A 26,126-nucleotide genomic window follows, 5' to 3' on the forward strand; every position below is an offset into this window, starting at 1 on the left:
CTTATTAGTTGTTATAATGCTTGATCATCCACAGATTCGAGCCAAGCTTCAATGGTACCGATGACTGTTTCCACTGTCCCTTCATCAAATGGGGAGCGAAGATTGGCTACTTCGACAAGTTCAAGGAAGGATTTAGAACCACCAAGTTTGCACAGGTTTAAATAATCAGCCCAAGACGTGTCATGATCCTCACGTGATTTCTTCCAAAATTGGAAGGCACAAATTTGTGCAAGTGTATAATCGATATAATAGAATGGAACTTCATAAATATGTCCTTGTCGCTGCCAGAAAGCCCCTGACTCCAAGTATTCATTCCCATCATAATCAAGATGTGGTAAGTAAATTTTTTCAAGTTTCTTCCATGCATCTCTTCTTTCCTTTGGTGTCCACTCCGGGTTTTCATATACAAGATGCTGGAATTCATCAACAGCTACACCATATGGCAGAAACTGCAAACCGTCTGTTAAGTGTGCATACTTATATTTATCAGCATCTTCTTTAAAGAAAAGCTCCATCCATGGCCAAGTGAAAAACTCCATACTCATTGAATGAATTTCAGCGGATTCGCTTGTAGGGAAAATATACTCTGGAACATCGATGGCTCGGCTAGAATAGGCTTGGAACGCATGACCTGCTTCATGTGTTAGAACATCGACATCTCCTGAAGTGCCATTAAAGTTAGCAAAGATAAATGGTGCGCCGTAGTCTTCAATAAATGTACAATATCCACCAGCTTCTTTACCTTTTTTAGCTTCGAGGTCCAATAGGTTTCGATCTAACATAAAATTGAAAAATTCATTAGTTTCATCCGATAACTCCGCATACATTCTTTTGCCATTTTCGATAATCCATTCTGGTGATCCCCCGGGTTTTGCGTTCCCACTTTTGAATTTAAAATTTTCGTCGTAAAATTTAAAGGACTCGACATCGATTCTTTCAGCCTGTTTTTCATACAGTTTGGTTGCCAATGGGACAACGGATTTCCGAACTTGTTTTCGGAATACTTTAACCATGTCTGGAGTATAACCAATTCGCTGCATTCGCAAATACCCGACTTCAACGAAATTGCTAAAACCTAGTTTTATAGCAATTTCATGACGAGTTTTAACAAGCTGATCATAGATGGAATCAAATTGGTCCTCATGTTCTGCAAAGAATCCCGCATTTGCTGTGATAGCTTGTTTACGAAGCTCTCTGTCTTTACTTTGCGCAAATGGTCCGAGCTGTGCTAGTGTATATGTTTTCCCCTGGAATTCAACTTCAGCAGAGGCCACGAGCTTGGAATATTCGGAGGCGAGCTTATTTTCCTTTTGAAGTAAACTAATAATCTCAGGAGAAAATGATTTGATTTCAAAGTCTGCAATTTGGAATAATTGCGAGCCAAATTGCTTTTCTAATGCTTTACGAAAAGGTGATTTCACCAATACCTTATAAAAGTCGGTATCCATTTCTTTCAATTCAGGCTCGATTTCATCAAAATAATCCCGTTCCTTTTGATAAAATTCATCCTTCGTATTTATTGATGAACGTATATAAACTAAATTGAAAAGTGTTGAGAGTCGATTGCGAAATTCATTTATTCGCTTGATCGAATCGATAGCACCTTCAACGGATTGACTGTCGGTAAACACCTTTATAAGCTCCTTGAATTTAGCCTGTTCATCCCCTAGCAAAGGTCTTTCATAGGAATAGTCGTCAAATTGTAGCATTTTAATCCCCCTTGGATATATGTAGTTATCTAAGTTATTATTCGACTTACTAGAATAAATATCTCTATCTTACATGATAAAACCTTTTCGTAAAATAAACACTTTTTCCCCCTTAACATTTTCCTAATTGTTTAGTTATGTGAAATGATACATCAATTGGAGATTACTATTCGAAATGGTATGATAGATGTATGATAAATGATAGGAGACGATAAAAATGGCAGTTGATGGCAGATATAGAAAAAATATCCACCCAGGACTAGAAGTGGAAATTATTTTAAAAAAAGACCAGCGAACAGGTAGAACGACTGCTGGAGTTGTGAAAGATTTACTTACAAAATCGGAGTTTCATCCCCATGGAATAAAAGTAAGACTGGAAGATGGACAAGTAGGCAGAATCAATACGAAGTAATTGATTTTGTGATACGAAATAGATTGTACTGATAGCGAATCAATTCATACTTTAAAAACAATAATCTGATTGACTTTGCTACCGTTAAATTGTAGACTATAAGTAGTGTAATTTACTATAATTGGGGTGAAAGATATGGTACAGGCAGTAATTACAATTGGAGCAATTTTGACAGCAATTACATTAATTGCAAACATTGTTTTGGTTAAAATGACCTCTAAAGAATCGCATTCTCCATACTACATAAGCTTATTTTTAGGGATTGTAGGAATATTATTATTATTAGTTGCTTCGTTCGCTCCGAAAGTAGACATGCTTGGAGCAGGTTTTGGTGGATGGGGAATTGCAGCTATGTTTTCAGCAGCAATTGGTTTTATCATCTCATCGATTATGGACTCTTATCGAAATGTGAATGCTTAATAAAAAATGCAGATTCTGTAAACAGATTCTGCATTTTTTATTTGGCCATTTTGTAAAAGAGGAGGGCGAGTAAGAGCAGCCCCAGAGAGATTAATCAAAGGGCCATTATTTTAAGTATGTTTTACCATCACGCTGTTCGATTTTACCTTCTTTTAGCAGTTTGCCTAACGCACGTTTAAATGCAGCTTTGCTTATTTGGAAAGTACCAAGGATATCTTCGGGATCGCTTTTATCGCTGAAAGGGATTACGCCATCGTTTGCTTCGAGCTTCTCGAGTATTGCTTCGGCATCTGATCCCATGCTTTCCTGCTTTAGAGGACGAAGCGAAACATTAATGGAACCGTCATCCTTCACATCGATTACCCTTCCTTGCACGAATTCACCTAATCTTGGTTCTGATTTGCGTTCCGTGCGGTGAATAAATCCACGGTGGTTATCCGTGGTTATCATTGCAGAACCTTCTTTATCCGTGAAGTAAATGGTACCACTTACGGATTGCTTTATTAATTCTTCTGGTGCAGACTCAACTTCTCTTTCAACAATTCCTTCTGTTGCAGGTATTGCCAGTAATCTGCCTTTTCGGTCTTTGCCAAGCGTAACAAACAACTTGTCACCAGGTGTTGGCCAGACGCTCTCAAATAGTGGCAGATCATCTTTTGATACAAGCATTTCCTTTGCAATCCCAATATTCACGAAAACGCCAAGATGCGGCATAACTTCCACTACTTCCGCCCAATCATATACATCCATCGATACGTATGGAAGCTTTGTTGTTGCGATTAGATTGCCTTTTTTATCATTGTATAAAAAAGCATCGACCACTTGATCAACTTCAAGGTTATTTTCCGTATCATTGTGATGTAAAAGGGCTTCCTGGCCGTCTTTTATTAAAACATAGCCGGTATCAATCGTTCGGTTTACTGTCATCGGCTGGATCGTACCAATTGGTAATAAATTCATGTCTCTTTCCTACTTTCATTTATATGTATTGGAAAAGGGGCACCCCTTACTAAAAGAGTACCCCTTTGTTTATAAAGTAACACATAAGATATTATTTTAATCCCGATTAATTATCGGGTGGGAAATTTTAGATACAGAAATTTCACTTAACCGCGGTACATGTTCCACTGGTTGGTTAGCGTATGCTACTCGCAACAATCGCTTACGCTTTCCTAGTTCTCTAACTTAAGCAACGTAAGCCCTACCTGCTCTTACGTCCTTGCGACCCCTTAGTCGCGCCAGTGTGAATAAGCATCTTCAAAAACAAATACATTGTAGAATGCCAGATCACTTACTGTTACTTTGATAACTTGACTATTATCTCATGTATGAAACGATTTGTCAAATCTTTTTGCCAGGTTAATTAAAATGATGGGTATGGAATCCATATGGTAGACTTATGAATAGATTATTTGTTTGGAGATGTTAAAATGAGTTTATTTTTAAATGTTATTATTCCAATAATGGCAGTTTTTGCATCCGGTTTTATTTTACAACGGATTCGGGTATTGGATGTGAAGTCAGTATCAGCAGTTTGCCTGTACATATTATCACCTGCTTTAGTATTTATTACGTTATATGATGCAGACTTTAACAGTGGATTTTTAGTTATTCTTATTTATATGTTTGTTTTATTTTATGCCATGGTTTTTCTCAATAAGATATTGGCAAAAATCTTTAAATGGGGGCCGAATATAGAAAGTGCATCGATTTTGGCGTCTGGTTTTATGAATTCTGGGAATTACGGCTTGCCTGTCGTGCTTTTTAGTGTGGGAAGTGCGGCGATTCCATATGCGATTTTTATTATGGTTGTACAAGGGCTGCAAAATAACTTCTTCGGGGTTTATTATGCATCGAGAAGTACAAGTGGTATGGGACGTGCGCTTAAAAATGTGCTGAAGATGCCAACAACCTATGCAGCTGTGTTGGCATTTATTTTCCTGTCCTTTTCCATTGCCATTCCAGAATCCGTACACTCCACATTATCCATGGTAGGTGAAGCGGCAATCCCGGTAATGATGGTTATGCTTGGGATGCAGCTTGGTTCGATTACCGGCTTGAAGTTGAATTGGCAGGTTGTTATATCTGCCGTTACATTGAAAATGGTTATCGCACCATTGATTGCATTCCTTTTTGTTTTAATTTTCAATGTGGATCCACTAATCGGAACAGTTCTCATTATTATTTCGGCAATGCCAACTGCTGCAACAACGACAATGTATGCCATTGAATTTGATACAGAACCAGAGTTGGTTTCAAGTATTACATTAATTTCTACGTTGATAAGTATTGTAACACTCACGATCCTGTTAAATCTGATTTCGTAAACGTATATGTTTTTATTCAAAACAAATTGGGTAACTTATATATATGCGAACTTGAAAACGACTTTTACTGGAAAGGATGAATCCGTATGTTACGTACTATTCTTATGATTATAGGTGCAATCGTTGTGATTGGTTTTATTATTTCTTTAATTTAGTTTAAATATGCATGAATTGCCCGCTGACGATTTGGTCTGCGGGTTTTTGTGTGTTTTAGTAGCATTACTGAATTGTTTGTTTTTCCCTTCAAAGGGTATTTACTGATTAACAGCTCGGCATGCAGGGGGAGTGAATATGGGTTCTTCAATAGATATCCAAAGTGATATTCGTGTTAAAAGGTCTGTACAACAATATCTTTTTCCTTTTTTACTCCGCGGGGAAAAAATAGAATCGTTTGCAGAAAGATTGCTGGAAGAAGGATTTATATTTTTTGACCTTAGTGATCAAAGCCAAGAGGTAATGTTTTATGGGAAAGATAGAATTTCTGCTAGGTCATTGGACCACTTTTTTATGCCTAATATTAAACAGATTCTATTTCCTGAAAAACATAAAGATATAGAAGGAATTAGAAGGTTTTCGAAAAAGATGAATAGGCAATGCAGTTTGAATGCTCCATTTTTAAAGACAACTTTTATATTGGAATCTGTTGATGTATTTGTATGCCCGTTCCATATTGGTTTCATTAATTTGAGAGTTACCTTGCCAGAAAATCTAAGCTTCGATGATGTTCTTTATTTTGGAGACGTTTTCCGGAAGATGGAACAGATTTCGGAACAAGATGAATTAACAGAAGTGAAGTGTGGTGAAAAAACCTACCAAACAGTGAAAGATTACATATTTAGCGAATTGATTCCACCACTTGGTGAATATGTCATAAATGCAAAAAAGGAAGATTCCTATTTTGGAAGCTTGCCATTTTTCATCGATGAGCGTATGTATGTCATAAGTTATATCAATTACAACGGGGAGAGTATTTCTGAAACCAATCTGTACCGAACAGGAAAGTTGAATGGATATGGGCCTGATGGGGAACGGTTTGCAGGTGCCTTTAACCCTGCCTATATTTCCAGATATTGTGAAGATAAGGTGTATGACAGGTGGAGTGATCGAACGTATTATGTGATGAGTGAACATCATTTCTCATGTATCACAAGAGAGAGCGGAAGTCTTGAGGAGAGATTAGCAAGTCAAATGTATGGAGAACATTTTTATTCAATCTTTCTGCTCTTATATTACAAAATCGTTTTGCTTAAAATTTCTCATGATCATGCCGAAGTAGATGTCATAAAGGACCAATACAATACGGAATTATTAATCGTTATGATTACTAAATTTTCTTCCAAGTATTATCTTCCTACTATTAATAGTACGGAATCGGGAACAGAAATTTACGATTATGCGAAACGGATTTTACGAATTGATCATTTGTATGCAGATGTAAAGGATACATTAAAAACACTTTACCAAAACCAAGAAAAACTAAATGACAAGCGAATGAATTACTTACTCCAAATATTAACGACTTATATGGTTATTTCCGGGATTTTCGGAATGAACCTTGTTATTGAAGACTGGAAAGAAGGGTTTAATATATCGACAATCATGGGGTACGCCTTCTTTGAATGGTTTTCACTAATTGTCATTCTTAGCGGAATATTTGTTGCAATAGCATTAGGTGTATTCTTTCTTAAAAGTTATTTCAGAGAAAGAAAGAACCGAAAGAAGATAATGTTTTAAATGATGAAAGAGGATTACGAAAAGCCACCAACTGATAAGTTCGAATCGAGTCGCTTAGCTTCTCTACTATTCAAAGCCAAGCCACCACGACCTTCAAGACTCAAATATTGGCATCATAGATTGAACAGACTCTTTTAAAAAAACCTTTAGGAGGCGACCTATCGTTTTCAATTTGCTATAATAGTCAGAAAGATGACAAAATGGGGGATTGCAAATGGAATTAGATTTGAAAGGAAAATCTGTCATTGTAACTGCATCTAGTAATGGACTAGGCAAAGCAATTGCAACAGAATTTGCCAGAGAAGGTGCTCATGTTCTAATTAGCAGCCGTACAGAAGCGTCGTTACAAAGAACGATAGATGAAATTAAACAGGAGACGGGAAATGATCAGATTGATTATGCTGTATGTGATATGAAAAATGAAGCCCATATACATCAGCTAGTTGAAAAAGCCGTTTTATGGAATGGGACGGTTGATGTACTGATTAATAATGCAGGAGGACCGCCATCAGGAAGTTTTCTGGATATGTCCGATGATGATTGGTATCATGCGTTTGAATTAAATTTACTCAGTTTTGTCCGAGCAACAAGGGCGGTTGTACCGATTATGCAAAAGCAGAACCGTGGTCATATTGTAAATATTGCTTCCTCATCGATTAAACAGAGTTTGGACGACTTAGTCCTGTCAAATACCATGCGACCTGGCATCGTCGGTCTTGCTAAAACACTGGCACAGGAATTAAGTGCGGATAATATTTTAGTTAATACAGTCGGCCCAGGAACTATCGAGACTGACCGAATTGTTGCGTTAAATAAAGCGAAAGCTAAGAAACGGAATGTCTCTACAGAAATCGTTATGGAAGAATCAGAGCAGGAGATTCCAATGAAACGGTTTGGCCAGCCAGAGGAATTTGCAAAGGCTATTGTCTTTCTGGCTTCGGGCGCAAATACTTATATCACGGGTCAATCATTAATTGTTGATGGTGGCCAAGTGAAAGCATTATAAAAAGGATGAGGCTGTATCATACGGCCTCATCCTCTTATATTTTCATAGGAGTTCTGGTTGGTCTCAGACATATGTCTCAAGTGGGTTAAAGCAAATTCAAAATCCCAATCCCGATTAATAATGCAGGGGGCAAAAGGGTTAATTGCTGTAGTTTTTTATTTTTTGCTAGAAAAGTACCTAAGCTCATTCCCAAGTATAAGAAAAAGCCACTCATACATGCTGTTAGTAGTGCTGTAAGGAGTGGTGAATAGCCTAGCATGGATGCACCGATACCGGCTCCAAATGCATCGAGTGCCAGTGCAAGGCCAAGTAAAAATGCCTCCCCCCACGATATACTACCGGAACGATCCAGGTCAGCGTTGTCTGGAGTAGTAATGACAGTTTTCAAATGGTCAATTTTCGTCGCCTGGGGAATTTTCGGTTGATTGGTTTGTGACTTTTTCAATCTGGAGCGTATTATATTCACGAATGAAAACAAACCAAGCAAAATTAAAATAGACCCACCAAGAATCTTTGCAGTCTTCTCTGTAATAAAGATGCTTAATAAGTCCCCAATAACCATCGATGTATAGACAATCAATCCGGAGCAAAGCATGATAATCAATAATGCTATGATCGGTACTTTTATTTTCTGTATCCCATAGGTAATTCCAACACCAAATCCATCCAAACTTACTGCGATAACCAATAATATTAACCCAGTATATATGAACATCATGAACATCCTCTTCAAGGTTTCTAGAGTATAATATGGAATTCAGGCATTTGGTGTTACTTGCTGTTTGGAATAATGCACGGATGTGGGTAATTATGATAAAGTAACAATAGATGTTTTAGAAGGATGTTCAAAAGTCGGGTGAAAATGATACCTATGAATTTCCCGATCCTTTTTGAACACGATTAGAAGAGGAGATTTTTAGAAATGAGTAAAATAGTTGTTTTAGCAGAAAAACCATCCGTTGGCCGTGATATCGCAAGAGTACTTGGTTGTACAAAAAAAGGTAATGGCTATCTGGAAGGTTCCAAATATATTGTTACATGGGCACTTGGGCATCTCGTTACATTGGCAGATCCAGAAACATATGATGATAAATATAAAACTTGGCGGATGGAGGACTTGCCGATGCTTCCAACTGATTTACGACTTGTTGTCATTAAAAAAACGGGGAAGCAGTTCAGTGCGGTTAAAACCCAACTAAACCGTAATGACGTTAGTGAGATTGTCATCGCAACTGATGCAGGACGTGAAGGGGAGCTTGTTGCCCGTTGGATTTTGGAAAAGGCAAGGGTGAAAAAGCCGGTGAAACGCTTATGGATTTCATCTGTTACAGATAAAGCGATTCGTGATGGATTCAAAAATCTAAAGCCCGGACCAAATTATATATCTTTATATGAATCTGCTGTGGCACGTTCAGAAGCGGATTGGTATGTTGGCTTGAATGCAACAAGAGCACTGACGACCAAACATAATGCACAGCTTTCCAGTGGCCGTGTCCAAACACCGACATTGGCAATGATTGCTTTAAAGGAAAATGAAATAAAGGAATTTAGACCTCGTAAATTTTATGGAATTGAAGCGAAAACAGATAAAGGATTTAAACTTGTATGGCAGGATGGAAAAAATAATTCACGTTTGTTTTCCAAAGAGAAGGCAGATACTTTAGTAGGTCAGTTAAAAAGTAAGCAAGCTACGGTCACTCAAATCGATAAAAATCACAAGAAAAAATTTGCACCACAGCTTTACGACTTAACAGAGTTACAACGTGATGCAAACCGGATCTTCAATTTTTCTGGTAAGCAAACATTGTCCATTATGCAAAAACTTTATGAACAGCATAAAGTATTAACCTATCCACGAACTGATTCACGTGTCATTACAACAGATATTGTTCCAACATTAAAGGAACGTGTAAAAGCATGTGGAGTGGATGAATATTCCAAGGCTGCAGCGAAAATTATGAAGAAAGATTTAAAATTATCCAAAGCGGTTGTTGATAATGCAAAAGTATCTGATCACCATGCAATTATCCCTACAGAGCAGTCAGTGATTTTGACAGATTTGGATGATCGAGAGCGGAAAATCTATGATCTTGTAGTCAAACGTTTCCTTTCTGTATTGTCCGATCCATATGAGTTCGAACAAACTACAATTACTGCTTCTATTGGAAACGAGCAGTTTGTTGCAAAAGGAAAAGTGATTAAAAAACTAGGATGGAAAGAAATCTACAATAATAGTACCAATGAAGAGGAGGCAAATGATGATCAGCGTTTGCCGGTCATTAACAAAGGCGATGAATTCGCTAATATAAAAATTTCTCTTACGGAAGGCGAAACCAAGCAGCCGGAACGTTTTACGGAAGGTGCATTACTTCATGCGATGGAAAATCCTGTCCGGTATATGGGCTCAGATGAAAAGCATTTGGCAACCACCATTAATAAAACTGGTGGTATCGGAACTGTTGCCACACGTGCCGATATTATTGAAAAACTGTTTAACAATATGTACATGGAACAGAAAGGGAAGTATATCTATTTAACTTCCACTGGTCGCCAACTGCTGGAACTGGTACCAGAAGATTTGCGTTCACCTGCATTAACAGCTGAATGGGAGCAAAAGCTTGCACTTATTGCAGAAGGTAAATTGAAAAAGGAGAAGTTTATCGCTGAAATTAAAGCATATACAAAAGAAGCGGTTAACGAAATCAAAAATAGTGATGAGAGATTCAAGCATGACAATATGACAGGTACAAAATGTCCGGATTGCGGAAAGCTCATGCTGGAAATTAATAATAAACATGGACGTAAGCTTGTCTGTCAGGATCGTTCATGTGGACATAAGAAGAACATTGCTAAACAAACGAATGCCCGCTGTCCAAATTGCCATAAACGCTTGGAACTCCGTGGTGAAGGCGAAGGCCAAATATTTACATGTAAATGCGGACACAGAGAAAAATTGTCAGCCTTTAATGCCCGTAAACAAAAAGAGAAGAACCATAAAGTATCGAAAACAGATGTTAATAAGTATTTAAAGAAACAGGATGATGGCTTTAAGAATAATGCACTTGCTGAAGCATTAGCGAAATTGAAGAAGTAATATAGAAGAAGGGAGAATCTCAAGCTATTGAGTTTTTCCCTTCTTTTATTGCGGAATAAGGTGAAATGACATTGTTTACATATAAATAGCCATAGTTCACATCTTGTGAGTCGCCAGCAGATGAATAGGACACCTACATGAGGTGTCCTATAGTCCTTTATATTTTTTTTCCTCGATAACATTATGGTCTTCATCAAGTATTTCCACTATACTTGGGGTGTTTTCCTGAGCCATTTGTTCAGCCGCCTCGATTGCTTCCGATTTTATATCATATACTTCCTCGGGGGCAACATCCTCTAATTTCACGAACCATGCCGATGCATCTACATTTGGTGTAACACTATAGGTTCTCATTAAAAAAACTCCTTCTTTCCTTTAATATATTATATCTTTTCCCAAAATAGATTTATATGAAACATAAAAATCTATTCACACAAATAAGTAAGTTTAAGCCAAAAGGTTTACTTCCGAAAGTTAAAGCATTATCATTTAATTGAATAATTTTTTAGCGTATAAGGGGGTAAAAATAGATGGCTTTTGTAATTTTAGATGCCTGCCAGGGTGAGAAAGCTGGAGAGTGTGTCAGTGTCTGCCCGGTGGATTGTATAGAAGAAGGTGTAAAACAGTTTTACATAGATCCCGATATTTGTATTGATTGTGGTGCATGTAAAGCGGTTTGTCCAGTTTCTGCAATAGAGGAAGAATATGATTTAAATCCTTCCCAGGAGAAATACTTGGAAGAGGCGGAGGAGTTTTTCGCCAATAGATAGAATATAAATACAATAAGACTGCCTATAATGAGGCAGTCTTATTTTTTTATTCTCCATCTTTAACTTCTTCTGCCAGTTTACTAATAGAAATCAGAGATGGATAGAAAGTAGGTAAATAACCTGGTTATAGTCCTATTGATAGGGGTAAACAAAGAGTAGTAAAAGATGTAATACAAAATGGGAACAGTAGGGGATATATAAAACGGTTATTTCTAGTATATTATAGGTTATATCATTCCTTTATCCTATACAAGTAATACAACATAGAAAACGATAAGGGGGAGATATCATTGCATACAGCTGCTACAGGTATTACAGGCTTGGACGAAATTCTGGGAGGTGGCATCCCGAGAGGATCAGCAATAATTGCTGAAGGTGCACCCGGAACAGGAAAGACAACACTCGGTATCCAATTTCTCTACAATGGAATTCATGACTATGGTGAGAATGGGATGTTTATTACCTTCGAGGAATTCCCTGATCAAATCTATACGGATATGAACAGATTTGGGTGGGACTTGCGTGCCTTGGAGCGTCAGAATCAATTACGCGTTATCTCTCTTTCACCTGATACATTAATTGACCAAATGCTAACACCAAATGGTTTGTTCGAACAAATGGTAAATGAGATTGATTGCAAGCGAATTGTCATTGATAGTATCAGTCTTTTGAAGTTCTTAAATATGGATAGTGAGATAAAAGGCCGACAGATATTATATACGTTACGTAATATTTTGAGAAAATTTAAACTTACTTCCCTGCTTATTCAAGAGCAATCAAATCTTGATTCTAATCATGTACCTTTTGAGCATTTTATCTTCGATGGTCTTATTCGATTATCATTAAAAAAACATTTGCAATTATTTCGCCAGCGAACACTCGAGGTACTAAAGATGAGGGGAAGCAGTATTATTGAAGGGGAACATATTTATCGCATCACAGAAATTGGTGTGTACGTTATATTAGCCAGTAAAACGGTTGCAGATATTCAGGATGCACAATCAGAATTTCGTTTGAAAACAGGGATATCATCCCTTGACGATATTTTAGGCGGCGGATTGGATAAAGCAAATATCTATATGCTGGACACAAACAGTAAAGCAAATTACCGCAACATTATTACATCCATTCTGGCAGAACGGATAAAAGCAGGAGATCAATTGTTAACAATTCTCTCCAGTATTCAATCGATAGAGGAACTTGCGGCGCTTCTAAAGCTTCATCAAGTAGACTTAAACAAGGTAATAGAAGAACAGAAAATGTACTTTATTGAACATTATAATCGTCCCATTTCTCCTGATTGGAAAAATGCAGTGTTTCATGTGAATGACCTAGAAAATGATAAATATAATCATTTCTTGAGATATGAGTTATATCCGCAAATTAAAAATGATTTAAAGCATGATAAAAAATGGTTCGTTTACTATGATCTGAATGCAATTATTAATGAACGTGGAACAGATTATGTATTAAGAAACTTTGCATCTGAAACAGCATATGCAAGGTCAATGGGTATGACCGTATTGGTGCTATGTAATTTTAAGGAAGTTGGAATAAATGTAGCATCTTTTTTGGAACGTTCATGTAACGGCGTTTTGAAAACGTGGGTAGATGGATCTTATCAATATTTGCAGATTACAAAAGCTTCAAATGGTGATATTTCCAAGCCTTACCTGCTGGAAAATATGAAAGAATCCCCATATATACGCTTGATATAAAGGAGGTAAATTATGATGGTTAATAAAGAACTGATTCCACTTCAAATGGAATGCACCATGCTGTTTCAATCCAATCCCTACATGATTGAATCACCGGAAGGGATTAGCATTAGGCTAGGGAGAAAAGTAGAAGACATTCTACCAATTATAGATCTGCTGTTAAAACAAGGAATCCTTCAGCTGCTAGGCGATGAAGCATCCCCACTGTATCGTTATCAGGAACCTAGAGTGATTCAAGATATTGATCTTTCAGGGGAAGTGGAAAGTGTATGATTCAAAACCTGGAACTTTTGAAAGAGTTACAACATGTATATGCAGCTAAATTTGATTTTACGATATGGATGACAGATGAAAAAGGGGAAGTCTTTCTAGCACCTCAAGGGGAAAATGATTTATGTAATGTCCTTCTGAATCAGGAGCAGGATTCTATTTTTAAAAAAGTAAAGGAAAGTATACAGAAAACAAGGATCACGACACCGGTTCTATATGATATCTTTCCAGGAATATATATATTGGCCAATTCGATCGTTTTAGAGAATGGAAAAAAGTATTATATGTGGGCAGGTTTAATGATTGAGGATCAGACCCAGGGACTTATAAAAGATCAACTTCAAAACACATATGGAAAAGAAGTGGCATGGGATTCTATTCTAGCTAAGACACCACTGATTACCTCTGGTAAAAAACAAGGGTGGATGAAGAGGATGGAAAAGCTAGGTGAGCTTGTATACCTATTGCTTACGGAGAAAAAAGATTCGGCTTTTTTAGCAGTACAAAATGAATTATTCCAACAAAGTGTTCAGGAACGGGAAAGAGGAGTAACGCAATTATTGCGTGATTTTTTTGCTGGAAATACTATTTTTGAGTTTATCGGTCTAGCAGAGGAAAAGGAAGATTTATATACAGTTACAGAAGTAATTGGCGAAGGAATAGATGCGTTTCGAGGGGCGCAATTTTCTCCAGGGGAAGGGTTTTTAGGAAGGGTTCTTTTAACCGGTGAATCTGATTACTGGGAAAATATTGATAGAGATCCCAGGTCCATTTTCTTTAAAAGACATCAGTTTAAGCCAAAATCAATGCTTTGTTTTCCGATAAAACAATATGACCATTCTACGAAACTACTATTCTGTGGAAACATCCATAAAGAAGGCTTTTCAACAGGAGATATGGAAGTAGGGAAGACACTTGCAATTATGCTGGAAACTCACTCAGTAGTTAACACCCTGCAACGGGAAAATGATGAACAGCTGCGTCGATTATCATCTCTTATTGAGATATGCAAATTAATGGTATCGACTCCCGATATGAAAAAAATTGTATATATTTTAGTAGATATAGGGGTTAATTTAGTTGAAGGTACCTTCTCCTGTCTCATACTTAAAGATCGCAAGAACGACAAAGTTAAGCTGATCTCCCGCGGAAATGCCAGTCATGATATTGGAGTATATGCAAAGGACGTTGTAAAACGCTATCTAGCAGGTGAGAAACAAGTTGAAATAAAAGCCCCCCAGGTATACGTAACTGATGAGGGTGAACGAGTGGTTGAATGCCCGCTGTTTACAAAAGGAAATATCAACGGTGTCCTTTGTGTTGGAATTCCTAAACAATCGGAGCCACAGCTTCAGGAACACGTTAATTTCTTAGAAACCCTATCCATTATTGGTGGAGTATCTATGCAATTGGCTCATCAAGAAGAAGCGGAAGTTGAAGATAATCGGGTAAATACGCTTTATCGGGCAATAGAACAATTTGACAAAGAAGCATATATTGAAAACGAGGAAACTGCAAATCTTGCCGGGCGACTTGCGATGAAGCTTGGATTGGATGCACTTACAATAAAAGAAATTGGACAAGCATGCCGTTTATCCTACTATACGCCTCAATTCATTAGGGAAATCTTTCCTAATAAAAAAATCGATTTAATTGTTAAAGAGGGGAAGGAATTGATTGAGGTTACTACACTATCATGGGAAGAAGCGTGCATTGGGAGCCAGGTATATGCATTGGCAAAGATATATAATGAAAATAAGGCACTGGAAGCCATCCCTAAACAAATACAAGGGATAGAAATGGTACGGGCGTTTATTGCACTGGTGAGGGAAAGTCAGATTGTTGAACAGGAACTCACTCTGGTTGATGAAAATGCTGCAGTCCAACGTATTGACTCCGTTACAAGTACCATCAAGGAAATGGATCTATCTCCAAGGGAACAGGAGGTACTTGATCTTGTCATCCAGGGTTTAAACAATAAAGAAATAGCCCAGGAACTCTATATTAGCGGGCATACGGTCAAGAATCATGTGACGAAAATTTTCCAAAAGCTTGATGTGCCAGACCGGGCCCATGCTATCTCCAAAGTCTATCAATTGAAATATCACACCAGTTAGACCTCTCAGAAATGAGGGGTTTTTTATTGCTCACGGACTTTATGTGGTCTTATTTTAGTTGAAAGGTCGTTGATAACGGTCGTCACGGACTTTGTGTGATTTCATCGAAGTCATGAGGTCGTTGATAGTGGTTGTCCGGGACTTTATGCGATCCCAACGCAGTCATAAGGTCGTTGATAGCGGTTGTTCGGAACTTTATACAATCTCGTTGCAGCCATAGGGTCGCTGATAGCGGTTGTCATGACCCTTGTACATATGCTCAGTGTGATCATTCGATTACTGACAGGATTCTAACAGACTAGAAGCTACCTATTCCCATAAGCTTTCCTATCCAAGACATTTCGGTTCTAGGAATAGGAATGCATTCCTATTAAAAAGCAGCTTTCAATAATAGGAATGGTGGGGGATATTTTTTATGTCTGCTGGAATGCATAATAGGGATTGTAAGTTGGTCAACAAGTTACACGAAATTAAAAAATGAGCAGGAGGTGCTGAAAATCAAACTGGTCAATATAGATACAGATGAAGTAATTGCTGAACGTGTAGATGGAGCCTATACATTCTGGTCTCGTTTTAAAGGATTGATGCTGACAGAAAGCATGCCGGAAAACGGAGCCCTTCATATAACTCCTTGTACAGCGATTCATACGTTTTTTATGAAATTTAGCATTGATATTATTTATCTTAATAAAGAAAAAGAAATCGTTGGGATCGAGGAAGATTTGGAGCCGGGAAAAATAGGTAAGAAATTTATGAACGTAAAATCAGTGATTGAGCTTTCAGCCGGCACGATTCGAAACACCCCTACCGTTGTTGGACAGAAGGTAGACTTAGTTGACTAGAATTTATGAGGAAATCAAATAAAAAAATTATATATATTAAAGGAGAGATTTTGAATGTTAAACAAAATCAAAGGATTATTTATTGAGGAAAAAGGACAAGGGATGACTGAGTATGGGTTGATTTTGGGATTGATTGCGGTGGCAGTTATCGTAACATTATCTTTGCTAGGTGATCAAATTGGTAATATTTTTAAAGGATTAACAGACCAATTAACGGGTTATACGTCAGATCCAAATGCAGAGGGATAAGAAATCTTTACACTTTAAGTTTCAGCTATTACGGGACTCTATACTTTAGGGTCCCCTCATTACTATCAAACAACGAATGAAAGGATGGACCTCATGATTGATATCTTCCTTATTGTTATTTTACTAATATGTTTAATTACTGATATTAAAAACAGAATGATCTACAACAAAGTGATTTACCCTGCACTATTAATTACATTTATCTACCAGTTCACAACTGGCGGCTGGGAAGCACTTAGCCATTCTTTCATTGGTTTTTTGATAGGTTTTGGTTTACTGCTTATTCCTTATTTTATGGGTGGTATGGGAGCTGGCGATGTGAAGTTGCTTGCACTGATTGGTGCGATGAAGGGTGGAGCATTTGTCTTCCAGTCATTTATATATATAGCAATTATAGGTGGACTGATTGCAGTTTTAATTATTTTATTACGCGGAAATATGCTTAAATCTCTCGCATACTATTTTTCAAGTATCATAGGCGGAAATAAGGTTCAAGGAGTTATAACAAAGGGATCATTATCAGCAACCTATCCATATGGTGTAGCCATAGTTGGTGGGGCGTTTGTTGGTCTACTATTACAAGGTATGAGTCTTCTATGATCAGAAAACAGGATGGACAGTCATTGGTAGAATTCGCATTGGTTCTGCCAATTTTGCTAATGTTGCTGGTCGGAATTTTTGATTTTGGCAGAATCCTGTATACGCATTTGCAGCTTGAAATGGTTGCACAGGAATCGGTGCGTATGGGCGGACTTGGTCAAAGTGATACTGAGATTCGAACCTATGCAATCAATCAGTTTAATGGGGATGGTTCCAAGCTTCAAGTAACTATCTCTCCTGGTGATGGTGTTCGGAAAGCAGGCGATTACGTTACGGTATCACTCTCCTATCCAGAGAAATTTATGGATGTACTTGGGGGAGCAGCAATTCCCTACACGATAAGTACCAATTCCACGATTCGGGTTGAATGAGGTGAGCGGATGAGATTAATCTATCAAAAGTTTAGAAAAGATGAAGATGGAAATGCACTTATCCTAGTAGCGCTGGCGATGAGTGCCATTCTTGCCATGGTTGGTCTTGTCATCGATGGCGGGAACTTATATGTTTCCAAAAGCCACCTGCAAAAAACAGCGAATGCAGCTGCATTATCAGGTGCCCAGGAAATCGTGAACTCAGAAACTGCTGTCAATGAAGTCGTTAACCAGATACTGCTATCCCATGATGAACAGAATAGTTCATTACAGGTGAATATAGAACCGAATCGTCAACTCCATGTTGAACTTGCAAAAGATGTCCCACTTTTTTTTGCAACATTATTTGGAATTGATTCTGTGCCCATTACAGTGGATGCCAAAGCTGGCGTAAAGCCAATGGGAGAGGCTAGGGGTGCTGTACCTTTAGGCATTAGTGATTCTGTTGAGTTGGTGTATGAACAAACCTATGAACTGAAGGTAGATGCTGGTGATTCTGTAAGTGGTAACTTTGGTGTACTCGCACTAGAAGGACCGGGAGCAAAAAACTATAAGGAAACCTTAACACATGGATTTGATGAAAGCCTGAAGGTAGGCGACATTGTAAATACGCAGACAGGTGATATCGCTGGTCCAACGAGAGACGGAATTAAATACCGTATCGATAACTGCCCATATCCTGATGGTGAGTACCAGGAGAGGGACTGCCCAAGGGTCATGCTGGTTGTTGTTTATAAACCGTATAGTCAATCAACAAATCAAATGCAGAGCGTGAAAATAACCGGTTTTGCATACTTTTACGTCTCTGAGCGCATGGGTAAAACGGATAAATCCGTTAAAGGGAAATTCATCAAACGGACCGGCCCTGGTATTACCGGTGAGAACAGTCCAGCAGATCGCGGAGCATATGCAATAAAACTGGAAGAGTAGGTGTATTTTATGAAACCAAAGAAAGTACTGCTGCTTGCAGTCCTATCAGGAATCATTACCACGGCATTATTTTATCTATTTATAACCAATACGACTGCTGAAACAAGTGCTTCCGAACAGCCATCAGTTGAGATGGTGCAAGTGGTGGTAGCGGCAGCAGATATACCAAGTGACCATCAAATATTACAGGAGCAGGTTGCGGTAAAAGAAATCCCTGAAGATCAGGTGCATCCAGAAATGGTGACAGATATAAACAGCGTGCTGAATAAATATGCAACTGCTGATATCAAACAGGGTGAAATTCTCATGAATCATCGGGTACAAGAAAAAACAGAGGAGAAAGAAGTCGTATCCCGGAAGATTAATGAGGGATATCGGGCAGTTTCTGCAGAAGTTATGTATGTTAGTGGTGTCTCCAACCTGATCCATCCGGAAGATTACGTGGATGTGATTTTGACATCTGGAGAAAAGCCAGAGACAGAAATTATCCTTGAAAAGATTCGTGTACTTGCGGTTGGGGAACGGATGACCGAGAAAAAAGCAGAAGGTGCCGAACAAGTCCTTTATCAATCTGTCACACTTGAACTAGATCAGGATGATACCGTAAAGCTGATCAATGCTAGTAACCGTGGTTTATTCCAGCTGGCGCTTTACAGTAAATCGGATTTAAATGAGGAAACAGCAGATAAAGAAGTGAATCAATCGGATGAAAAAATCACGGAAGCTACAAGCAAAATTGTTACACTGCCAGTCAAGTCTATTATCCGGGATTCACCAAGTCTCTTGGCAAATCCAATCGAAGTTGTTAAGGAAGAAACTACTCTGCTGCTTCTTGGTAACCAGGAAACAGATAAGGATGGAAGAATCTGGCTTGAGATAGAGACGACCGATAAAGAAAAAGGCTGGATCAGCAGTCGGATTATCAAAGGGGAAAAGGAGTAAATTTCAGGGAGGGCTTTGTATGACCGAGACACAGGATATAAAACGGATCGTAGTTTGCAGTGCTGTTGGTGGAGTTGGAAGAACAACTATTACTGTTAACCTGGCAGCACTTCTGGCAAAAGAAAATATTACAGTTAGTGTCATCGATGCAGATCTTCAATTTGGTGATATCGCCCTGGCATTCGACCTCCAACCATCCCTAACGATAAAGGATGCAGCAGAGCGTAACGATAAAGAAAATATTTATTTCTATATGATGGATCATGCATCAAGTGTGAAAGTTTTACCTGCACCAGACAGGCCTGAATTTGCAGAATTAATCTCACCGGATTTTCTAAGCGCAATTATTGATAGATTAGAAGACAACACGGAAATTATGTTGGTGGAAACACAGGCAGGATTAACCGATATGAACATTCAATTGATGGAACAAGCTGATCTAATTTTAGTAGTAAGTACACCAGCAATGGCAGCTTTGAAGAATTCTAAACTGATGATTGAAACACTTGATTTACTGGGGATAAAAGACAAGGCACATTTAGTAATCAATAGATTTACAACACAAACCGTCATTCGGCCGAAAAATATACCGGAACTTACCAACATGGAACAGATAATTTTTTTGCCATTAGTAGATAAACAAATGGAACAATCACTGGATATTGGGATTCCATTTGTCACCAGTCATCCGAAGGCATCATTTACAAAGGAGCTGGAAAAAGCTATAGGGGATTTGCTTCATTTAAAAGAAAATAAAAAAATAAAGTCAAAAAGCAAATTAGGTTTTCTCCACCATATACGACTAAAGGGAACGGAACAAGGAGGATAAAAGATGAGTTTATTAGCGAGAATACATTCAAAGAGTCAGGCAAATATTCAGGAACAAACAACAGCGGATAATAGTACGGCAGTTGAACATCCGGCAACTCAGCAGGATAAAATAATACATGTAGAAGTTTCTCCTCCGCTAATCGAAACATCCTATGCACCCGAGCCGTCTGATGACTATATGGAATTAAAAAACCTTATTTTTAAATATATTTTAAAGGAACGTAATGAAGAAGAAATTGAGGAAATCGTCGCTGACCTAGATTCCATCATCACTGAGATTTTGAATGAAAATGAAGGCATTAAGGATGTAAAGGACTGGAAGCTTCTTAAAGAGGAAATTAAAAATGACCTTACAGGATATGGGCCAATCAATCCTTTGCTGCTTGATGATAGTGTGACCGAGGTTATGGTAAATGGACCAAAACAGGTCTATGCTGAGCGTGACGGGAAACTGGGACTTACCAATATCCAGTTTCGCGACAATGACCATGTAATGGCAGTGCTCGAGAAAATTGTAGCCCCACTTGGCAGAAGAATTGATGAGAGCAGTCCAATGGTGGATGCACGGTTAATGGATGGGTCAAGGGTAAATGCAATTATTCCACCACTGGCATTAAATGGACCTACCATTACAATCCGGAAATTTTCCAAGGATCCATTTACTATAAATGATTTAATTCGATTTGGTACATTAAACGAAGAAATGGCAGAGTTTATCAAGGCAAGTGTGGAAGCAAAATTAAATATTTTTGTAAGTGGTGGAACAGGTTCAGGTAAAACCACTACGTTAAATGTACTATCCTCATTTATTTCCAATAAAGACCGTATTGTAACGATTGAGGACGCAGCGGAACTGCAGCTTGGTCAGGACCATGTCGTCTCACTGGAAACAAGACCCCCTAATATAGAGGGGAAAGGTGCTATTTACATCCGTGACCTTGTAAGAAACTCGCTGCGTATGCGCCCGGATCGAATTGTAATTGGTGAGGTGCGTGGTGGAGAAGCACTCGATATGCTGCAGGCGATGAACACCGGACATGATGGATCACTTGCTACAGGTCACTCTAACAGCCCGAGAGATATGGTTGCCCGACTCGAAACGATGGTTCTTATGGCTGGAATGGAATTGCCGGTAAAGGCCATCCGGGAACAAATTGCAGGAGCATTGGATGTGATTATCCAGCAGTCCAGACTGAAGGATGGTACACGTCGTATCACGAATATTACGGAAGTGCAGGGCCTGGAAGGAGATATTATTGTGCTTCAGGATATTTTTACATTTAAACAATCCGGTATTGACCAGAATGGGAAAATTATCGGTAAGCTCGTACCAACTGGAATTCGTCCGAAGTTCTATGAACGAATGGAAAACGAAGGGATTCATCTTCCAACATCGATATTCACGGAAAAGGTGGAGATTTAACATGCAAATTTTCGTATTAATTTCCATGTTTATCACCATTTTTACACTACTCATAGCAATTAGTTTAATACGGAATTCCGAAAAGGGAGAAAGAGTGAAAAAAAAGAAAACATCCCTAAAGGAATTGCTAAAAGATATGAATCAGAAACTCAGCCTGCTTTTATTGAAAAATAAAAAACAAAGCAAGAAAAAGAGAAAACTGGAACAACGACTTAGCGTCGCAGGTGTTCCTGTAAAACCGGAAGAGTTCATCGCCTTTCAATGGCTTGGAGCACTCTTTACCGCAGGACTTTTTCATTTAATTTCTGGTAATATCCTGTTTTCTATCATAGGCATCATTGTAGGATTTCAATTTCCATCTTTATGGCTTAAATCAAAAGAAAAAAAGCGAATGAAGGAATTTAATATGGGACTGCCAAGTATGATTACATCCATGATCGGTTCACTAAGGGCGGGTTTTAGTTTACCGCAATCATTACAGATGGTAGCGGAGGAATCCTACTCACCGATAAAGGAAGAAGCAGAACTGGTATTAAAAAAGATGCGCTACGGAACCTCCCTGGAAGATGCTTTGGTGGAATGGAAAGATAGAATACCGAGTGAAGATTTGGAATTAATGGTGGAGGCAATTATCATCCAGCGCCAAGTTGGAGGAAATCTGGCCTTTCTATTAAATAAGATTGTAGAAACAATACGGGAAAGGTCTAAAATTCAAAATCAGATTAAGACACTTACTGCACAGGGCCGTCTATCCGGTATGATTATCAGTCTGCTTCCAGTGGCACTTGGTTTTATTATCTATTTAATGAACCCAGAATATATTGGAACGCTTTTTACAAACCCAATTGGAATAGGAATGCTAATTGCCGGAGCAATAGGCGGTATGATTGGATTTATATTAATACGTAAAATTACTACAATCGAGGTGTAAAATAAATGGCTTTGTATGTTAGCTTTTTTTTATTTATCTGCCTGTTGACATATGGTTTAGTTGGGATAGTAGCGGAAAGACAAGGGCATATTCAGAAAAGAGTACATGCTTACTTTGTCACGAATACACCATCATACCAAATAGATGCAGTCGAAGAGGAACTTTCCTTTTATCATAGGGTAGTTAAGCCATTCTGGGTTTCGTTTAAACGAAAATACACCAAACGGCTGGGAAAGGAAGAAGCATCTAAGCTTGAACAGAAATTGCTGCAGGCTGGACAACCATTTGGTTTTAGTCCGGTTGAATTTAAAATGGCAAAGATAATTTTCAATGTAGTTCTCCCTTTAATTGGAGGAGGAGTAGGACTCCTTTTAAGCTTGAATGTTAAAGTTATTCTGCTGATTGTATTGCTGTGCTTTGGAGTGTCAATTATTTATCCAAAGCTATTCTTAAAAAATAAAATCCAAAAAAGAAGCCAGGTTGCTGGAAAAGAACTGCCGGATATTTTGGATTTATTGACGATAAGTCTGGAGGCTGGATTAGGTTTTGATGCAGCATTAAGCCAGGTTGTTAATAAGAAAAAAGGCGAGGTCATTAAAGAGTTCAAGATAGCTCTGGAAGAAATGCGCTTAGGGCAAACAAGAAAAGAAGCATTAAATTCGATTAATGACCGGCTCGCCTCGGATGAATTAAGATCATTGATCTATAATATTGTACAAGCGGAGAAATTAGGAATCGGCATGGTTTCCGTCTTACGCGTACAAACTGAAGAAATTCGTGAATACCGCAGGCAAAAGGCTGAAGAAACAGCGATGAAGGCACCAATCAAAATGATGTTCCCATTGGTATTATTTATTTTTCCTACCTTGTTTATTATTTTATTGGGACCGGCAATGATACAGCTTATAGGCTCGTTTTAAAGTATGGTTATAATACATGAAATAAAATAGAAAGTGACGCGTTAAGATGCAGGAATCGTTTAATTGTTATAATGTCTAAATGACGCTACAGGGCATACGAAACAATGTATGTCTTTTTTGTTGTTATACCAATGTTTAGGTTTTTTTGTCATCAAAATATTTTAAGGTCTTTATATATGGAAATAGTTATTGTACGGCAAAATTCGTTGTTAATTTGAGTGTCAATTTTATAGTCATTTAAGAATTGCTGCAGTAATGATTAATTTAAAAAGGACCTCTATTGAAATCATTCTATCTTAAACGAACAACTGCTAAAACAGGCAACGTGTTTAATATTTGTAGGATATTGTAGGACTTCCATACGATAGAGGAATTCCAAAGTAACACTCCATTGTATTCTTCAACTTTACCTATTCGGACGAACATACAAAGGAATATATCAATAATAGGAATAGATTCCTATTATATGCCAATAGGAGCACTGGGGGATATGTATAGCAACTCTTTCAAGTCATAATAAGGATTGTAGGTTACCACTTACAATAAAAAACCAGGAGGAAAAATATATGAATAACTTCATCAAGAAAATATCTATCGCTACATTATCGTTAGGATTGGTGGCCGGTTCTTTTGCAACAACTGCTTCTGCTGATACATCGACCGTGGATACAACATTAACAGGTGGTTCATTATCACTAGAGAATGTTTCAATTAATCCGTTTAAGGCTGTTACGTTAACCGGTTCAACTCAAAGTACCACAACAACATTACCTGAATTTTCAGTGGTTGATGCAACAGGAACAGGAGCGGGATGGAACCTAAACATTAAAGCAACTCAATTAGCAACTACGGGTGGACAAACATTACCTGAAAACAGTCTGAACATTTCTACTCCAACTATTACTGCGGAAAATGGATCTTCAGATGCTAGTGTGATTGGTTCTGGAAATGGAGACATCAACTCAACAACAGGAGTAAAACTTTTAACGGCTGAAGAAGATGAGGGTATGGGTACATTTAAAATAACGAACTCAACTCTAACCCTTAATTTACAACCTAAAGATACAATGGCTGGAACATATACTTCTACTGTTACCTTTGATCTAGTAGCTGGACCATAAGATTAATAGATTCAAATATTTTTTCAAGGTTGATTCTGAATACAGGATCAACCTTTATTTGTTTTACTTCTAACCAAAAAGGGTAGTTTGTTAACAGAACATTTATTAAATAACTCATTCAAAGTTACAGGAAATTAGGGGGAATTAAGATTGAAGTTACGTGTATTTTTTATTTTAGGATTCATTTTATGTTGCCTTCCAATCAATACCTTTGCTCAAGATGAAGTTGCACCACTTGCAATTGAACCTATTTACCCTGACAACCAACAGCCTGAAACAAAAGGTTATTTTAATTTATTGGTTGAACCAGGAGAAACACAAGCAATAGAATTAAAGGTTACCAATAACTTAGATACGGAGTTAACACTCACAGGAAGCACTGCCAATGCCTATACACACCCAACGGGCGGAATGTTATATGGCACAGATATAAATTCTGAGAGTAGCAGACTTCTTGATGATGCAGTACTCATAGCTGACCTTATTGAGATTGAAGAGAATATAACAATCCCACCTCAATCTTCAGTAAATGTGCCTATTGAAATTACAGTTCCAGAGGAAGATGGTCAGACATTTTTAGGGGCAGTTGTTCTAACAACAGAGCCAACGGATACGGCAATGGAAGAAACAACCGAAGCTGATTCAGCAAATGTGATACTAAATACAGAGACATCGTACACTGTAGCTTTGCAATTGAATTTGCCAGATGAGACAACTCCTGATTTTTCACTTGGCGAGGCTGGATTTATAAATGAAACAGGCGAGGTATTTATCGAAATGACCAACAATGCTCATTTGATACAGGAGGAGATTATAGGTACATACGATGTGTCAAATCAAGAAGGAACTGAATTATTTAAAGGAGAAATCCCTTCCTTTAAGATGGCTCCAAAATCTCAAATTCGCTACCCGGTTCCATGGGGAAATGAAACGCTTGATGATGGAACATATAACCTTACCTTAAGTGGCACAGCAGGAGGAGAAGCCTTTTCAGCTTCCGAAACCTTTACCATAGAGAATAAAGATATTCAAGAATTCGAGGAGAAAAACCTGCCTAATACAAATACTTCCGATAATAACGGAATTCCTATTTGGGTTTGGTTTGTTGGAGCATTTGTTTTTGGTATTCTAATGTTTGTCATCGGAAAAAAGGCTAAATAAATTTAAAAGGTCATTGCCCGTATTATCAGTATCTCAACTAAATCCACAAGTTACGGCACTTAGTAGATGTGTTTTTGTTCATATCTCCTAAATACACAAAATAGCTTTACCATTTGATTTGGTAAAGCTAGCGCTATTATTAATTTATATTACTATTTTTATAGTTAATTGATTTGCTAATTCGATTGTCGATCAAGCAACATATTTTAGATGTGCAACTCAAAACAG

Annotated in this window: 26 protein-coding genes; 22 read left to right on the plus strand and 4 right to left on the minus strand. The window is 37.9% G+C overall.

All coding sequences use genetic code 11. From position 1 onward, the window contains the following. Positions 1-11 precede the first annotated feature (11 nt). On the minus strand, positions 12-1,709 hold the full coding sequence (locus tag BV906_RS05715) for a M3 family oligoendopeptidase (RefSeq protein WP_087972481.1): 1,698 nt from the start codon (positions 1,707-1,709) through the stop codon (positions 12-14). Positions 1,710-1,926: 217 nt separating this feature from the next. Here BV906_RS05715 and BV906_RS05720 point away from each other — a divergent pair, with 217 nt between their 5' ends. Together BV906_RS05720 and BV906_RS05725 are read left to right on the plus strand one after the other, a co-directional pair. Continuing rightward, a complete protein-coding gene (locus BV906_RS05720; RefSeq protein ID WP_087972482.1) occupies positions 1,927-2,121 on the plus strand; it encodes a YwbE family protein in 195 nt (64 codons plus the stop codon). A 135-nt stretch (positions 2,122-2,256) separates the two neighbouring features. Continuing rightward, positions 2,257-2,541: a hypothetical protein gene (locus BV906_RS05725; protein WP_087972483.1), complete on the plus strand. Its 285-nt coding sequence runs from the start codon at positions 2,257-2,259 to the stop codon at positions 2,539-2,541. Between the two features lie 105 nt (positions 2,542-2,646). On the opposite strand, the gene BV906_RS05730 is transcribed toward BV906_RS05725, so the two are convergent. Beyond that, the gene (locus BV906_RS05730) at positions 2,647-3,501 is read right to left on the minus strand and encodes a CvfB family protein (RefSeq protein WP_087972484.1); all 855 of its coding nucleotides are present in this window, start codon (positions 3,499-3,501) and stop codon (positions 2,647-2,649) included. A gap of 470 nt (positions 3,502-3,971) precedes the next feature. On the opposite strand from BV906_RS05730, the gene BV906_RS05735 reads away from it, so the two are divergent. The 3 genes from BV906_RS05735 to BV906_RS05745 all read left to right on the plus strand — a co-directional run bounded on the left by BV906_RS05735 (position 3,972) and on the right by BV906_RS05745 (position 7,608). Next, positions 3,972-4,868 (plus strand): AEC family transporter, encoded by an 897-nt coding sequence (locus BV906_RS05735; protein ID WP_087972485.1) that lies wholly within the window; start codon positions 3,972-3,974, stop codon positions 4,866-4,868. Positions 4,869-5,159: 291 nt separating this feature from the next. After that, positions 5,160-6,602 carry a magnesium transporter CorA family protein gene (locus BV906_RS05740; RefSeq protein WP_087972486.1) on the plus strand — a complete coding sequence of 481 codons (1,443 nt, stop codon included), beginning with the start codon at positions 5,160-5,162 and terminating at the stop codon, positions 6,600-6,602. Between the two features lie 214 nt (positions 6,603-6,816). Further along, positions 6,817-7,608, plus strand: a complete 792-nt coding sequence (locus BV906_RS05745) for an SDR family oxidoreductase (RefSeq protein WP_087972487.1) — start codon at positions 6,817-6,819, stop codon at positions 7,606-7,608. 85 nt (positions 7,609-7,693) lie between these two features. Here the strand turns inward: BV906_RS05745 and ytaF are convergent, their stop codons facing one another. Next, the gene (ytaF, locus tag BV906_RS05750; protein ID WP_342744350.1) at positions 7,694-8,326 is read right to left on the minus strand and encodes a sporulation membrane protein YtaF; all 633 of its coding nucleotides are present in this window, start codon (positions 8,324-8,326) and stop codon (positions 7,694-7,696) included. A gap of 204 nt (positions 8,327-8,530) precedes the next feature. On the opposite strand from ytaF, the gene BV906_RS05755 reads away from it, so the two are divergent. Next, positions 8,531-10,702, plus strand: a complete 2,172-nt coding sequence (locus tag BV906_RS05755; protein WP_087972488.1) for a DNA topoisomerase III — start codon at positions 8,531-8,533, stop codon at positions 10,700-10,702. Positions 10,703-10,849: 147 nt separating this feature from the next. Here BV906_RS05755 and BV906_RS05760 read toward each other — a convergent pair whose 3' ends face one another. Further along, positions 10,850-11,056, minus strand: a complete 207-nt coding sequence (locus BV906_RS05760) for a DUF2188 domain-containing protein (RefSeq protein ID WP_087972489.1) — start codon at positions 11,054-11,056, stop codon at positions 10,850-10,852. A 176-nt stretch (positions 11,057-11,232) separates the two neighbouring features. On the opposite strand from BV906_RS05760, the gene BV906_RS05765 reads away from it, so the two are divergent. The 16 genes from BV906_RS05765 to BV906_RS05840 all read left to right on the plus strand — a co-directional run bounded on the left by BV906_RS05765 (position 11,233) and on the right by BV906_RS05840 (position 25,898). Next, positions 11,233-11,472 carry a ferredoxin family protein gene (locus tag BV906_RS05765; protein WP_087972490.1) on the plus strand — a complete coding sequence of 80 codons (240 nt, stop codon included), beginning with the start codon at positions 11,233-11,235 and terminating at the stop codon, positions 11,470-11,472. 290 nt (positions 11,473-11,762) lie between these two features. Continuing rightward, positions 11,763-13,190: an ATPase domain-containing protein gene (locus BV906_RS05770; RefSeq protein WP_087972491.1), complete on the plus strand. Its 1,428-nt coding sequence runs from the start codon at positions 11,763-11,765 to the stop codon at positions 13,188-13,190. 12 nt (positions 13,191-13,202) lie between these two features. Beyond that, positions 13,203-13,463, plus strand: a complete 261-nt coding sequence (locus tag BV906_RS05775; protein WP_245843932.1) for a hypothetical protein — start codon at positions 13,203-13,205, stop codon at positions 13,461-13,463. Between the two features lie 17 nt (positions 13,464-13,480). Next, positions 13,481-15,577 carry a LuxR C-terminal-related transcriptional regulator gene (locus BV906_RS19630; protein WP_217896381.1) on the plus strand — a complete coding sequence of 699 codons (2,097 nt, stop codon included), beginning with the start codon at positions 13,481-13,483 and terminating at the stop codon, positions 15,575-15,577. Positions 15,578-16,065: 488 nt separating this feature from the next. After that, positions 16,066-16,419: a DUF192 domain-containing protein gene (locus tag BV906_RS05785; protein WP_087972492.1), complete on the plus strand. Its 354-nt coding sequence runs from the start codon at positions 16,066-16,068 to the stop codon at positions 16,417-16,419. Positions 16,420-16,473: 54 nt separating this feature from the next. Next, on the plus strand, positions 16,474-16,668 hold the full coding sequence (locus tag BV906_RS05790; RefSeq protein ID WP_087972493.1) for a Flp family type IVb pilin: 195 nt from the start codon (positions 16,474-16,476) through the stop codon (positions 16,666-16,668). Positions 16,669-16,761: 93 nt separating this feature from the next. Then, entirely contained in the window at positions 16,762-17,268 is a 507-nt protein-coding gene (locus tag BV906_RS05795; RefSeq protein WP_087972494.1) for an A24 family peptidase, read from the plus strand. Further along, complete coding sequence (locus tag BV906_RS05800) at positions 17,265-17,639, plus strand: TadE/TadG family type IV pilus assembly protein (RefSeq protein ID WP_087972495.1); 375 nt, start codon at positions 17,265-17,267, stop codon at positions 17,637-17,639. The genes BV906_RS05795 and BV906_RS05800 overlap by 4 nt, the downstream gene beginning before the upstream one ends. 9 nt (positions 17,640-17,648) lie before the next feature. Further along, positions 17,649-18,569 (plus strand): pilus assembly protein TadG-related protein, encoded by a 921-nt coding sequence (locus BV906_RS05805; RefSeq protein WP_176330276.1) that lies wholly within the window; start codon positions 17,649-17,651, stop codon positions 18,567-18,569. Between the two features lie 9 nt (positions 18,570-18,578). Then, positions 18,579-19,511, plus strand: a complete 933-nt coding sequence (gene cpaB, locus BV906_RS05810) for a Flp pilus assembly protein CpaB (protein WP_087972496.1) — start codon at positions 18,579-18,581, stop codon at positions 19,509-19,511. A gap of 19 nt (positions 19,512-19,530) precedes the next feature. Next, positions 19,531-20,340 carry a CpaE/TadZ family protein gene (locus BV906_RS05815; RefSeq protein WP_087972497.1) on the plus strand — a complete coding sequence of 270 codons (810 nt, stop codon included), beginning with the start codon at positions 19,531-19,533 and terminating at the stop codon, positions 20,338-20,340. 3 nt (positions 20,341-20,343) lie between these two features. Then, positions 20,344-21,765, plus strand: coding sequence for a TadA family conjugal transfer-associated ATPase (locus BV906_RS05820; protein ID WP_087972498.1), 1,422 nt, complete (start codon positions 20,344-20,346; stop codon positions 21,763-21,765). Between the two features lies 1 nt (position 21,766). Beyond that, positions 21,767-22,696: a type II secretion system F family protein gene (locus tag BV906_RS05825; protein WP_245843934.1), complete on the plus strand. Its 930-nt coding sequence runs from the start codon at positions 21,767-21,769 to the stop codon at positions 22,694-22,696. Positions 22,697-22,701: 5 nt separating this feature from the next. Then, on the plus strand, positions 22,702-23,616 hold the full coding sequence (locus tag BV906_RS05830) for a type II secretion system F family protein (RefSeq protein WP_087972499.1): 915 nt from the start codon (positions 22,702-22,704) through the stop codon (positions 23,614-23,616). A gap of 566 nt (positions 23,617-24,182) precedes the next feature. Next, complete coding sequence (locus BV906_RS05835; RefSeq protein WP_087972500.1) at positions 24,183-24,737, plus strand: WxL domain-containing protein; 555 nt, start codon at positions 24,183-24,185, stop codon at positions 24,735-24,737. Positions 24,738-24,887: 150 nt separating this feature from the next. Next, positions 24,888-25,898 (plus strand): WxL protein peptidoglycan domain-containing protein, encoded by a 1,011-nt coding sequence (locus BV906_RS05840; protein ID WP_087972501.1) that lies wholly within the window; start codon positions 24,888-24,890, stop codon positions 25,896-25,898. Positions 25,899-26,126 lie beyond the last annotated feature (228 nt).

The sequence above is a fragment of the Oceanobacillus rekensis genome (assembly GCF_002153375.1).
Classification (GTDB): domain Bacteria; phylum Bacillota; class Bacilli; order Bacillales; family Amphibacillaceae; genus Oceanobacillus; species Oceanobacillus rekensis.